This window comes from Aedoeadaptatus coxii, from assembly GCF_001553115.1.
Lineage (GTDB): Bacteria > Bacillota > Clostridia > Tissierellales > Peptoniphilaceae > Aedoeadaptatus > Aedoeadaptatus coxii.
The window spans coordinates 56,339-69,526 of record NZ_KQ960157.1 but is presented as its reverse complement, the minus strand read 5'-3'; the positions used below and the strand labels follow the sequence as shown (position 1 = coordinate 69,526).

General features: G+C 47.4%; 11 protein-coding genes. 8 read left to right on the top strand and 3 right to left on the bottom strand.

The genetic code is table 11. From position 1 onward, the window contains the following. Positions 1–12: 12 nt before the first annotated feature. The gene (locus HMPREF1863_RS01135) at positions 13–927 is read right to left on the bottom strand and encodes a LysR family transcriptional regulator (RefSeq protein WP_068366501.1); all 915 of its coding nucleotides are present in this window, start codon (positions 925–927) and stop codon (positions 13–15) included. Positions 928–1,162: 235 nt separating this feature from the next. On the opposite strand from HMPREF1863_RS01135, the gene HMPREF1863_RS01130 reads away from it, so the two are divergent. From HMPREF1863_RS01130 to HMPREF1863_RS01110, 5 genes are all read left to right on the top strand, one after another. Further along, a complete protein-coding gene (locus HMPREF1863_RS01130; RefSeq protein WP_068366498.1) occupies positions 1,163–2,479 on the top strand; it encodes a GntP family permease in 1,317 nt (438 codons plus the stop codon). Between the two features lie 28 nt (positions 2,480–2,507). Continuing rightward, positions 2,508–4,067 carry an acyl CoA:acetate/3-ketoacid CoA transferase gene (locus HMPREF1863_RS01125; RefSeq protein WP_068366495.1) on the top strand — a complete coding sequence of 520 codons (1,560 nt, stop codon included), beginning with the start codon at positions 2,508–2,510 and terminating at the stop codon, positions 4,065–4,067. Further along, positions 4,064–4,822, top strand: coding sequence for an enoyl-CoA hydratase/isomerase family protein (locus tag HMPREF1863_RS01120; protein WP_068366492.1), 759 nt, complete (start codon positions 4,064–4,066; stop codon positions 4,820–4,822). The genes HMPREF1863_RS01125 and HMPREF1863_RS01120 overlap by 4 nt, the downstream gene beginning before the upstream one ends. Before the next feature lie 8 nt (positions 4,823–4,830). After that, positions 4,831–5,286, top strand: a complete 456-nt coding sequence (locus HMPREF1863_RS01115; RefSeq protein ID WP_068366489.1) for a MaoC/PaaZ C-terminal domain-containing protein — start codon at positions 4,831–4,833, stop codon at positions 5,284–5,286. 133 nt (positions 5,287–5,419) lie between these two features. Next, complete coding sequence (locus HMPREF1863_RS01110) at positions 5,420–6,970, top strand: acyl CoA:acetate/3-ketoacid CoA transferase (protein ID WP_068366486.1); 1,551 nt, start codon at positions 5,420–5,422, stop codon at positions 6,968–6,970. A gap of 53 nt (positions 6,971–7,023) precedes the next feature. Here HMPREF1863_RS01110 and HMPREF1863_RS01105 read toward each other — a convergent pair whose 3' ends face one another. Continuing rightward, positions 7,024–8,370: a DUF438 domain-containing protein gene (locus HMPREF1863_RS01105; protein ID WP_068366483.1), complete on the bottom strand. Its 1,347-nt coding sequence runs from the start codon at positions 8,368–8,370 to the stop codon at positions 7,024–7,026. Between the two features lie 125 nt (positions 8,371–8,495). Beyond that, positions 8,496–10,007 carry a class I adenylate-forming enzyme family protein gene (locus tag HMPREF1863_RS01100; RefSeq protein WP_068366480.1) on the bottom strand — a complete coding sequence of 504 codons (1,512 nt, stop codon included), beginning with the start codon at positions 10,005–10,007 and terminating at the stop codon, positions 8,496–8,498. A gap of 382 nt (positions 10,008–10,389) precedes the next feature. Between HMPREF1863_RS01100 and HMPREF1863_RS01095 the strand changes: the two genes are divergently transcribed. The 3 genes from HMPREF1863_RS01095 (at position 10,390) to HMPREF1863_RS01085 (ending at position 13,178) form a co-directional block, all read left to right on the top strand. Continuing rightward, the gene (locus HMPREF1863_RS01095; RefSeq protein WP_232300084.1) at positions 10,390–11,049 is read left to right on the top strand and encodes a GntR family transcriptional regulator; all 660 of its coding nucleotides are present in this window, start codon (positions 10,390–10,392) and stop codon (positions 11,047–11,049) included. Between the two features lie 74 nt (positions 11,050–11,123). Further along, positions 11,124–12,362, top strand: a complete 1,239-nt coding sequence (locus HMPREF1863_RS01090) for a CaiB/BaiF CoA transferase family protein (RefSeq protein ID WP_068366474.1) — start codon at positions 11,124–11,126, stop codon at positions 12,360–12,362. Between the two features lie 30 nt (positions 12,363–12,392). Next, a complete protein-coding gene (locus HMPREF1863_RS01085) occupies positions 12,393–13,178 on the top strand; it encodes an acyl-CoA dehydratase activase (protein WP_269746505.1) in 786 nt (261 codons plus the stop codon). Positions 13,179–13,188: the final 10 nt, after the last annotated feature.

Sequence of the window (13,188 nt, the reverse complement as noted above, 5' to 3'; positions counted from 1 at the left end):
CGGGCTCTTTTTCTATTCCTCCATATCTTGAATTTTGTCGATGATAAAGCGCTTTATTTCTTTTATAATAGGCGGATTTTCGACGGCAATATTTTCGCAACATACCACTGTCCAATCTACGGATTCGCGTACGGGAACCATGGTTAAATTTCTTACCATGTCTTTCGTAAAATAATGGCGAATGCGTTCGGGCATAAGGCTGATGTAATCGGTGCCGATAAGGGTCGTTACCTGAAAATCCCAAACGGATCCGGCGAGGGCTACGTGGGCTTCGAGTCCTCTGGAATGAATGGCATTTTGGATGAGGTAGTATGTGGAGAACTTATCGCCGGGAACGGACAGGGGATAGTGGACGATGTCTTCCCAATCGAGGTATTCTCTCTTGGCCAGCGGGTGGCTTTTGGAGAGAATGGCGGCAAATTTTGAGTGATCTACGGGGATTTTGGAAATTCCCACATTATTGTAATCGTTCGGTTCGGTCATAAGTCCCAGATCGACTGACTGATTCAGTAGGCTTTCTTTTAATCCTTCCTGATCCGTTTCGGAAAAAATGAATTCTACTCCGGGAAAACGTTCGTGAAGGAAAAATAGAATGGATGCCAAATAGCTGCGCAACAAAAAGGGAGGCGCCGCAATGTTGACGGTGCGCGCAAAGTGATTCCCGATGCGATGGAGTTGACGGATTATTTTTTCGTGGCGACGAAGAAGGAGCTTGCCCTCTTCATATAAATAGCGTCCGCCGGGGGTCAGATCCGTGTAGCGGCCTTTGTTTTTAATAAAAAGGGCGACGCCCTCTTCTTTTTCCATGGCGCGTATGGCGTTGCTCAGCGCCGGTTGAGAAATATAAAGCTCTTGGGCCGCCTTGGTAATATTAAAATTATTTTCCACGACGGCGATAAAGTAGATGATTTTTTGTAGGTCGATCATAGGCCCTCCTTACATTCTATTATACGATAACTTTAAGTTATGAAAATGATTACATTTTCGTCTTTTTAATAACGAGTAAAGCTTGATAAGATATTTACAGAACGAAGGGCAATGGGAGTAAATTATTACAACATATTTGAAGGAATCTATTTTTTTTATTCCGATTGTTAGAAAAAAATCGTTTAAATGGTTCGCTAGTTTAGTCTATACCCTTAATCTATGAAAGGAGTGCAAAATGGGAGTTATTGGCTTATTACTGGCATTGGCTGTGCTTATCGTCCTGGTCTTTAAAGGCTATCACGCATTGCCGGTGTCCTTATTTGCAGCACTAGTTATTTTTGTTACCAACCGATTTGATATTTGGCCCGGTTTTATGAAGGGTTATGCCCCTGCCATGACCGGATTTATCGCAAGCTATCTCATTATGTTCTTACTGGGCTCACTGGTAGGCGAGCTCTTATCGAAATCCGGCGCGGCAAGTGCCATTGCAAAAAAGCTCACCGATACATTCGGTGCGAAACACGCTTTTTTAATCGTCGTCTTATCGTCGGTTATCTTATCGTACGGCGGCGTTTCCGTCTTCGTCATCGTCTTCTCGATTTATCCCATTGCGCTTATTCTCTTCCAGGAAGCGGATATTCCGAAGCGCGTGATCCCCGGAGCCATTATGCTGGGCGCAGGTTCTTTTACCATGACGGCCCTTCCCGGCTCTCCGGCTCTTACGAACATTATCCCCACGAAATATTTGGGCACGACGACGACAGCCGCACCCCTCGTGGGCATCGGCGCTTCCATCGTCATGTTTACCGTAGGTGTTATTATTTTCAACGCTTACATTAAGAAGTTGAAGGCTAACGGCGAAAAGTTTGAACTGGGCGAAAAAGATAAATTAATCGGCATTTCCGCCGAACAAATGGAAAACTTACCTGCTTTCGGCCTGTCCATTATCCCCATTATCGTCATCGTCGCTACGATTTTAGGTGTACGCTTTGCGGGCATCGACATCGACCCTATTTATTCTGTGGTCATCGCTCTTTTAGCAGGCGCCATCGTAACCTATCTTCTTTTCTACAAACGCCTCGATGATCCCAAGGCATCGGTTCGTATGGCCAGTGAAGGTTCCATCAACGCCCTCGTCAACACATCGTCCATCGTCGGCTTCGGCGGCGCCATTCGCCTCGTGCCCGCATTCCAAGCCTTCGTAAGCTTCGCCACAGGCCTCGCATTTAATCCCCTGATTTCGGCGGCCCTTGCGGTCAATATTATTGCGGGGATTACAGGTTCTTCTTCGGCGGGGATTACGATTTTCATGGACTCTATGAGCCAAAACTTCTTAAACATGGGCATCGAACCTCAACTTCTACACCGCGTCTGCGCTATTGCAGCCGGCGTTTTAGACTCTCTGCCTCACGCAGGCCCTAATGTTACTTTCTTAATGGTAGCGGGTCTTTCCTTTAAAGAAGGCTACCCGGGCATTTTCATCGCCACCTGTATCGTACCGTTCTTCGGTTTGATCACGGCGCTTTGCCTCGGTCTCATGGGCATTATTTAATCGTCTTGGAATATGGAAAGGATTGATTATGAAACGTATTAATGCAAAACAAGCGGCGGAACTCGTCCAAGACGGGGACGGCCTGATTGTATCGGGATTTTTACTTCAAACCACACCTTCTGAAATTTTAACCGCCATTGGCGAACGCTTTTTGGAAGAGGGAAGCCCGAAAAATTTAACGGTCCTTCAAGCAGCCGGCATCGGCAATAATAAAGACGAAGGGATTTATGAAATTTCCCATCCCGGCATGATTAAGCGCTATATCACCGGCCACTTTGCCAACAATCAACGGCTCATCGATCAAGCCAATGCCAACGAAGTGGAAGCGTACAATTTCCCTCAAGGGGTCGTATCGAAAATGTACCGCAACATCGCCTCCGGTTTTAACGGCGACATTACAAAAGTCGGACTGAAAACTTTCTGCGACCCTCGTTTGGAAGGCGGAAAAATTAATTCCGCCGCAAAAGAAGATTTAGTCGAACTTCTGGAAGTGGGCGGCGAAGAATTCCTTTATTACAAAGCGCCTCATATCGACGTGGCCATTATTCGCGGTACCACCGCCGACGAGCAGGGCAATATTACCCTGGAAGAGGAAGCATCCGTTGTCGACGCCCGGGAAATCGCCATGGCGGCAAAGGCAAACGGCGGCAAGGTCATCGTTCAGGTAAAATACCTGGCCGATTCCAAATCCATTAATCGCAACGACGTCATTATCCCCGGTATTTTCGTGGATTACGTCGTCTTGAGTGAACAGCCGGAAACGAAACATCGCCAAACGCCGGCAAACTTTTACGACCCGGCCATTGCAGGCCAACGCCGCGTCATAATGGAACAAAGCGCAAGCTTCCCCTTAAATGAACGGAAGGTTATCGCCCGTCGCGCCGCCATGGAACTTCATCCGGGAGATGTTGTGAACCTGGGCATCGGCATTCCCGAAGTCGTCGGTATCGTCGCCAACGAAGAGGGCTTCGGCGATGAAATTATCCTGACGTTGGAAGACGGCATGATCGGCGGCATTCCCTTAGGCGGCGCCAACTTCGGTTCGGCGGTCAACGCCATGGTGGGCCTGCCTATGAATCAACAATTCGACTTCTACAACGGCGGCGGATTGGACTGCGCCTTCTTAGGCTTCGCCGAGGTTAACAGCAAGGGCGACATTAACGTCAGCAAATTCGGCGATCGCATTGCCGGTTGCGGCGGCTTTATCGACATCTCCCAATCCACTGAGAATATTTATTTCTGCGGCACCCTGACGGCCGGCGGCTTAAAAGAACGTGTGGAAGACGGGAAACTCGTCATCGAGCAGGAAGGTAAGCGCAAAAAATTCTTAAAATCTTTGGATCAAATCACTTACAGCGCCGATTACGGCTTGGAAAACGGACAAAACGTCACTTTCATCACCGACCGCTGCGTCATGAAACCGTCGGAAAAAGGTCTCGTCATTACGGAAGTGGCGCCGGGCGTGGACATTTTAAAAGATATTATCGACCAAATGGAATTTGATCCCATCGTAGCCGACGACGTAAAGACCATGGACCTTTCCATTTTTGAGGACAAGCTCATGGATTTGAAGGGACGATTTGCATGATCGATTTAAAAATCGAAGAGCGCATCGCTACTGTAATCTTTAATCGGCCGGAAGCGATGAATGCTCTCAACAGCGATATGTTGGACGCTCTTAAAAACGCAATCGATCGCATTGAGAAAGAGGATGTTCGTGTCGTCATCTTTACGGGAGCGGGGAAGGCTTTTATCGCCGGCGCCGACACCAAGGAAATGGAGTATTTGCGGGGCATGGAAGTGGCATCTTTTTCCAAAAAAGGACAAGATCTCTTCCGTCGCATCGAAACCATGAAGATTACCACTATCGCCGCCATTAACGGCTACGCTTTCGGCGGCGGCATGGAATTCGCCCTGGCTTGCGACCTTCGCATCGCATCGGAAAAAGCGAAAATGGCATTTCCCGAAGTGACACTGGGCATTACCCCCGGATTTTCCGGAACCCAGCGTTTGCCCCGCGCCATCGGGCGTATGAACGCCATGTATATGCTGATGACGGGAGAGGTCATCGACGCTCACAAGGCAAAAGAATTCGGCCTCGTTCTCGACGTCGTGTCGCCGGAGGATGTTATGGATCGTGCCGTGGAACTGGCGAAATCCATTGCGAAAAATTCCAAGACCGCCGTCGGCATGGCAAAGGAAATGGTGGACCTAGGGCTTGACATGACATTGGATGGCGGAATCGCTCTCGAAAACGCCATGAACGCCACGATTTTCGGCACGCCGGATCAAATCGAGGGAATGGCGGCTTTTCGCGAAAAGCGCCGCGCCCATTTTGAATAGGAGGAGCTATGAGTTACGAACCTAAAGGATTATATTTAGAAGAATTTGAAGTCGGTAAAGTCTACATTTCACAAGGCAGAACCATTACCGAGGCGGACGTGGTCAACTTCGCCGGCCTTTCCGGAGACTTCAATGTATTGCACACCAATGACGAGTTTGCCAAAACCGGCCCCTTTAAAGAACGGGTCGCTCACGGCATGCTCGGCGCCTCGATTATGACGGGCCTTTCCAATATGCTCGGCATATTCGACGGCACCACCATCGCCTTTTTGGAACTTACTATTCGTTACAAGAGCCCTCTTCGCATCGGCGATACGGTCCATTTGGAAGTGGAACCGGTAGAGGTGAAACACTCGTCGAAACCGGGAAAAGGCATCGTCAATTTCGAAGCGCGCCTCGTCAATCAAGACGGCGTTTTGGTGACGGAATCGCCTTGGACGATTATGATGAAGGCGAAAGAATAGCATATAGTTGGTCACAGCAGATGTCGGCATTGCCGGCATCTTTTTTTGTCCGCGATTTGCGAATTGACTTTTTCCCTCTATCCGTTAAACTAAAAATGATTAAATATACAAAATGACACGGAGCGGAGGTTTTATGAATAGAATCACGGCGGCGGAAGCTGCCCGACTTATTGAAGATGGCGACACTCTTGCCGTGAGCGGTTTTTTGCTCGCCACGACGCCCAGCGCGATTTTGCGCGCTATCGGCGAGCGATTTTTGGAAGAGGGCGCGCCGCGGAATATGACTCTTCTCCAGGCAGCGGGTACGGGAAATAACGGCGACGAGGGCATTATGGAAATTTCCCATCCGGGCATGGTGAAGCGCTACATGACCGGGCACTTTGCGCGAAACCGCAGATTGGAAGCTCAGGCGTTGGATCACAGTATCGAGGCGTATAATTTTCCCCAAGGGGTTTTGTCGAAAATGTACAGGGCGCTTTCCGCCGGGCAAAAGGGCGTGCTCACCACTATCGGTCTCCATACTTTCTGCGATCCCCGCCGGGGCGGCGGAAAACTTACCGATATTACCACGGAAGATTTGGTGGAACTGACGGAAGTGGCAGGGGAAGAGTATTTATTTTATAAGGCGCCCTCCCTGGACGTGGCCATTATTCGCGGCACCACCGCTGATGAAAAGGGCAATATTACCATGGAGGAAGAATCCAATATGATCGACGCCCGTGAAATCGCCATGGCGGCGAAGGCTTGTGGCGGCAAAGTGATCGTTCAGGTAAAATACTTGGCAGATTCCAAATCCTTGGATCGAAACGACGTGGTGATTCCGGGAATTTTGGTAGATTACGTCGTTTTATGTGATGACCCTGAAAAGACCCATCGCCAAACGGTGGCGAATTACTACGATCCGGCCATTGCCGGCCACGTAAAGGTGTCGGCCGAGCCCGAAAGCCAATTTCCCTTAAACGAGCGAAAGATCATCGCCCGCCGCGCGGCCATGGAAATTCATCCGGGAGATGTGGTGAATTTAGGCTACGGCGTGCCCGAAGTAGTGGGCATCGTCGCCAACGAAGAGGGCATGGGCGAGGAGATTACCTTGACGTTGGAATGCGGCATTTTAGGCGGCATTCCCTTAGGGGGCGCGAACTTCGGATCGGCTCTGAATGCCGATGCCAATTTGCCTATGAACCAAATGTTTGATTTTTATAACGGCGGCGGTTTGGACTGCGCCTTCTTAGGTTTCGCCGAAGTGAACCCCATGGGCGACATTAATGTGAGCCATTTCGGCGGGCGCTTCGCCGGCTGCGGCGGCTTTATCGATATTTCTCAGCCCACGAATCGGGTATTTTTCGTAGGCACCCTAACGGCAGGCGGTTTAAAAGAATCGGTGCAGGACGGAAAACTCGTCATCGAGCAGGAGGGATCCCAAAAGAAATTCATCCCTTCCATCGGCCAAACGACCTTTAACGCCGCCTACGGTTTAAAGAACGGGCAGGACATTACCTTTATCACCGATCGCTGCGTCATGAAGCCCACGGAAAAGGGGCTGATGATTACAGAAATCGCACCGGGAATCGATCTTCAACGCGATATTTTGGATCAAATGGGCTTTACGCCCCTCGTAAGTGAGCATATGATCGAAATGGATCCCCGTATTTTTAAAGATGAGGTTATGAATTTAAGAGCATAAAAAGAGATCCCTCGAGAGGATCTCTTGTGGAAAGCAGGCGTCGGCCTGCTTTTTTAATTTTTATAATCGCTAATATCTTCGACGGTTTCCAAAGTGCCAATGTAGTCGCCATCGTCATAGACGGCAAGGTATTTTACCAAAATATCTCGATTTTTAATTTTTCGGCACATGACGAGTCGATCCCGCTTCTTATTTTTAAAATCGTCGAGAAGATTTTTTACAATGGGAACAATTTTGGGAGGATGGCATGATGCAACATCGCGTCCCAAACAGGATTTCGGCCGAGGAAAGATTTTATCGTCCCCTTCGGAATAGTAGCGGACGATGTCCTCTTTGTCGATAAAAGTAAGCTCCGCATCCAAGGTTCTAAAAATTTGCACGGCCTCTTTCGCCGTCAAAGACCCGGTTTCAAACTGCAATTTCCCGGCGTCGCTATCTGCGGTTTCCTTTTCCGGCACGTAATCTTTCCAGTCCGGACATTCGCCGATGAGATCCAAACCATATTCCGCCAGATCGCCGTAAATTTTGTTCCACTCCTCGTCGGTAAAGTGATCTTTCAAAAGGGGGAAGAGGATATTTTCCTCTTTGTAAATCATTTCCTCCACACGGTTCAAGACGGCCATTAATTCTTCTTCCGTGTAGGTTTTTGTCTTCGCTATATGGCTAAGGGATTGACGTATTTCATCGTCTACCCCCCACATAACATCGCTCGGTCCGTTGATCTTATACTTTGTCTTTAAAAGAGGGTAAATCAACCCCGCTTTTTTCCCGTAGTGAGAACGAAGGGCGAGGAGCTTTTCCACGGCGGAAAGTTTATCTTCACTTTCCCTTACACATTTGACGAGTTCGCCGATTTTTTTATTTTCCAAGGCGAGAATATACAGGGGATGGCCGACCTCATGTTCCAACTCTTTGCCGCTCCCATCTACAATGTCCTGATCGTGGAAAAGAGCGGAGTGAATGTCGCAGAGTTTTTGCACTTTTTCCAGGGGAACGCCACCTAAAATCAGGGATTGTTCCGCTTCGACGATTTCATTGGACGAAACATTTTGAAAGTTTTCCACAAAATCTTTTCGCACCTCGTCGAGATCCTCCCCTTGGCTGAGCCTTTGAATATAAGATTTCAAAAGCTCGAGGCGATCTTCTTTAGCTTCTTCTTTTTCCTCGTGTTTTGCAGGATCGACGACTTCAAAGCCCTCATCCTCCAATCGTTTCACGATGGATTTAAGGTCGATCGTTTTAATCTGAGCACCTTTTTTCAGAGAGACGATGTTTCCCACAGTGGAAAGGGCTACGGGATTGACGATTTCAGTGAAACCTAAATCCTTTAAAATGGGTTTCAATTCCGCGTATTGTTCGACTAATTTGGCAACGGGTAAATCTAAATTAATAGTTTTCATATGCATCTCCTTTTTCTAATTGATATTATACATCAATTAGAAAAAATAAAAACAGCATTTCCAAATCAAAGGCGCAAAAAAGACTCGGGTGTATGCCCGAGCCTTCTCCTTCGGTTGAAAGATAATTAGCCTAAGTGTTGTTTCATCCAACAGAGCAGCGCTTTGTCGTCGATTTTGCCCGTTCCGTTGGCGGGAAGGGCGTGGTGAATGATGATGTATTTCGGCATTTTGTAGCGCACGAGTCTTTCCGCCAAGTGCTCGCGAATGGCTTCTTCCGCTTCTTTTGGATCTCTGTCGTCGGTAAGGGATACATTTAGGCAAACTTCTTCGCCCATCATAGGATCTTTTTGAGCTAAAGCCCGCGCTTGCTCTACATAATCCAGTTCTTTTACGACGTTTTCGATTTCCAGGGCGGATATATTTTCGCCGCCGCGAATAATAATATCTTTCGTGCGGCCGGAAATAAAGAGATGGCCTTTTTCATCCACCAAGCCGATGTCGCCGGTGCAGAGCCAATCTTTTTCCGTGTAAGTATTCTTTCCGTTAATATAACCCCGCATCACATTTTTTCCCCGCACGACGATGTTGCCGGCTTTTCCCACGGGAAGCGGCTTGAGGTCGTCGTCGACGATGGCGATTTCGCAGTCGTCGATGACCGTGCCGACACTTACCGACGCGATGTCGTCGTCTTCGTCGGGGCGCACCACCGTAATGGCGGGAGAAGTTTCCGTTTGGCCGTAGGATTGAATCAGGTATTTGATGCCGAAATTTTTCTTAATGGCCATGTATTCCCGCGAGGTAAGGGGGGAACCTGCAATAATGCCGGAGCGCAGAGACGAAAGATCGTAGTGGCGGAGATCGTTGTGGCGCATGGCGACGAGGTAAAGGGCGGGCACGCCGTTAAAGACCGTAATGTGGTATTGGGCGATGCTGGCCAGTAAATGGGAAGATTTCGTGCTGTCCAAAATCGTAAGCTTTGCGCCCGCCATTAAGGCGCAAAGAGTGGTGGCGGATAGACCGAAACAGTGGAAGAGGGGCACGCTCAACAAGAAATTATCCCCGTCATTCCAGCCGGTAATCTCGGAAACTTTCGCGGCGTTGTGCAAAAGATTAATGTGGGTGAGCTGTACGCCTTTGGGGACGCCTGTGGTTCCGGAGGTTAAGAGAATACAGGCAACATCTTCCGGCTGATTATGAATTTTAAGGGTGAGCAAATGGGAATATTGGTATCCGCGATTGGTATAGAGTATGGTGTAATCTTTTGAAATCTTGTGGATGTTTTTAATTTGCTGAGCATAATCGTGAAATTCGTTAGTGACCACGTATTTGGCGCCGACGATGTTCATGATCTGTGCGATTTCCGCCGTCGTGTACGAGGGGTTGACGGGAACGGTAACGGCGCCGAGCATTTGCAAGCCGAAAAAGGCAAAGAGCCAATCGGCGGAATTTTTGCCCATGATCAAAACGTGATCTCCCCGCTTTACGCCGCTTGTTGCAAAATAGGCGGCGAAGGAAAGAGAAATATTATGTAGATCCTCGTAAGTATAGGATTTATTTTTGTGAATAATGGCGACATTTTGCGGGTGCTTCTTTTTCCACTCAAAAGGCATGCAACCGATCGTCTTATAATAGTCCATGAAACCTCCCAACATAGGAACGCAGAAACCATTTTCATTATGCTGCACATGGCGATAAGTACTAGTATACAAGAACTACTTTACTATAAAATAAAAAAATATCAAGTAAAAATGTAAAAAAACAAACGAGGAAATTTGCGAAAAAAAAGAAAATGAAATAAAATAATAACAAAACGAGGAAAAGCATTTCACAGATCAACCCGTGAAGGAGATTTTATTCTGAAAGATTAAAAACCTATATAAAGTTGTAATTTTAGGGATTAGAAAGACACATATAAAGTATAACTTAAGAAAATCCTTGTTTGTTAATTTTTAGAAAATCTTCTTGCAATTGTTTTTACGAAATAGTAGACTAGTACACAAGAAGGAGACGGGTGTGGAAATGAAGATGAATTCTTATGCTTTATATGACGACTTGCTCCGACGAATAATTGATCTGTCCCTATATCCGGGCATGCAGCTTAGCGAAAACGCTGTCAGCGCCGAGTATAATGTATCGAGATCCGTCGTTCGCGGAGCTTTTGCTCGATTAGTTGAAAGTAATCTCTTGAAAGTGTATCCCCAAAGGGGCACCTACGTCAGTCTCGTGAACTTAAACTACATACAAAAGGCATTATTCATCCGTGCAGCAGTAGAAAAAGAAGTTCTGAGACGTTTTATGGCGGGGCCTATTTTAAAAGAGGACACGATCGGGAAGATGGAACTGAATCTTCAAAAGCAGCGTCAGTTTGAGGGCGAGAAAAAATACGTGGAAAAGTTTCGTCTCTTAGACGAGCAGTTTCACAATTATATTCTCGCGGGCAATGATTCCGAAGACATTCTTCATTTACTGGATCAGCATCTTCTTCATATTGCGCGTTGGCGTAATATTTACGTGGACAGCGGCGTCTATCTGGCGACGCTTGTCGAGCAGCACGAAAAAATTTTGGAGGCCGTGAAATCCAACGATCTCGACGCCGCATTATTGGCGACAGATGTTCACATTAATACGGTGCACGGAATGGTCGTGGATGATCCGGAGTTTACAAATTTTTTCGAGTAGCTATATTGTTAAGTATTAGTTTTGTCAAACATTTCTTCTGCAAAGGCAGAGTGTGACTTGAAAGGATGGATTAGATGACAGAAAGCAGAAAACTTTTGGAAGGTGTAAAGGTTGTCGAGTTGGCTACATTTATTGCAGCTGCTACAACCGGACGTTTCTTAGCCGACTTGGGCGCAGACGTTATTAAGGTTGAACGTTCCGGCGGCGACCCCTTGCGTTACACTGCTCCTTCCGAAGGAAGACCTTTGGACATGTATGAAAACACGACGTGGGAACTTGAAAACGGAAACAAGAGATGTATCTCCATCGACACCCGCGGTGAAGAAGGAAAAGAAATCCTCTTTAAGTTACTTGAAGATGCCGATGTCTTAATTACAAACTGGCGTACGAAGGCCCTCGAAAAAGCAGGACTCGATTACGATACGTTAAAGGAAAAATTCCCGAAACTTGTTTACGGTATGTGTACAGGTTACGGCGAATTCGGACCGGACAAAAACCTTCCCGGTTTTGACTTTACCTCGTTCTTTGCACGGGGCGGTTACCTCGAAACCTTGAGACAACGTGACGGCGTACCCATGAACGTCGTTCCTGGCGTAGGCGACCACAACGTCGGTATGAACCTTGCAGCCGGTATTTTAGCTGCTCTTTACCACGCAAAAATGACGGGCAAAGGCGAAAAAGTTGAAACCAGCTTGTTTGAAACTGCTATTTTCAACATGGGCATGATGGTTCAAGCTGCTCAATACACCGATCACGGTGAAAAATACCCGATCAACATTAAAGAATCTCCGAATCCCTTCTTGGCTTGCTGGAGAAGTAAAGATGAACGCTACGTTCAAACCTGTATGCCGGACTACAACACGTATTTCGAAAAATTCATGACGGCACTCGGTCTTACGGAGTATTTAAACGACGATCGTTATTTCCCGGTTCAAAACTTAATTGAAAACAAATTAGGTTCTCACCTTTACGACGTCATCATGGAACGTTTCGGAACCAAAGATTACGCCGAATGGAAAGAAATCTTAACAGAAGCGGACATCCCCTTCGCACTCGCTCAAAACTGGGAAGAAATTCTCGAAGACGAACAAGCTTGGGCTAACGACTGCTTCCGCAAGATGGAATACCCCAGTGGCGAACGTATTCTCGTCAATCAACCGGTTCGCTACACCGAAATGGGCAAGACGCCTTACGAAAAGGGCCCGCTCATCGGCGAACACACCACCGAAATTCTCAAAGAACTCGGCTACGACGACAAGAAGATCGGCGAACTGTACGAAAACAAAATTGCCTACGAATGGGAAGAAAAATAGTTTTTAGAATCAATTAGTAAGGATGGAAATGTGGATATTATAACCATGGGCATCGACATCGGCTCCACGTCTTCAAAGGCCGTAATTTTGAAAAACGGAGTAGATGTCTTGGCAAAAGAAGTGGTAAGTCTTGGCGCCGGCACGACAGGTGCCAAACAGGTCATCGAGTTAGTACTCGATAAAACCGGCATCAAGCGCGAGGAGATCGACTATATTGTCGCGACGGGTTACGGCAGAAATTCTTTTAAAGATGCCGACAAAACCATGAGCGAGTTAAGTTGTCACGCAAAGGGTGGAGTTTATCTCTTCGGCGACATTGGAACCATTGTGGATATCGGCGGCCAAGATATTAAGGCATTAGCTATTCGAGACGGTATGCTGCAAAACTTCCTAATGAACGACAAATGTGCCGCAGGCACCGGACGCTTTCTCGAAGTTATGGCCAATGTATTAGATGTGAGCATTGATGATTTAGGAACGCTGGATGCACAGGCGACGGAAAAAGCCTCCATCAGTTCGACTTGTACGGTCTTCGCCGAGTCGGAGGTTATTTCGGCCCTGGCGAAAGATATTTCGATTCCAAACATCGTGCGCGGTATTCACGCTTCCGTCGCTACTAAAGTCGCAGGTCTTGCACGGCGGGTCGGCTTGAAAAAGCCCGTCGCCATGACCGGCGGTGTTTCTAAAAATCCCGGCATTGTACGGGCATTGGAAAACGAGTTGGACTGCGAAATTAAAGTTTCAAAGGATTCCCAATTAGCAGGTGCCTTCGGCGCCGCACTCTATGCCTTTGAAGAATGCAAAAAACAGAGTTAAGGAAGGATTG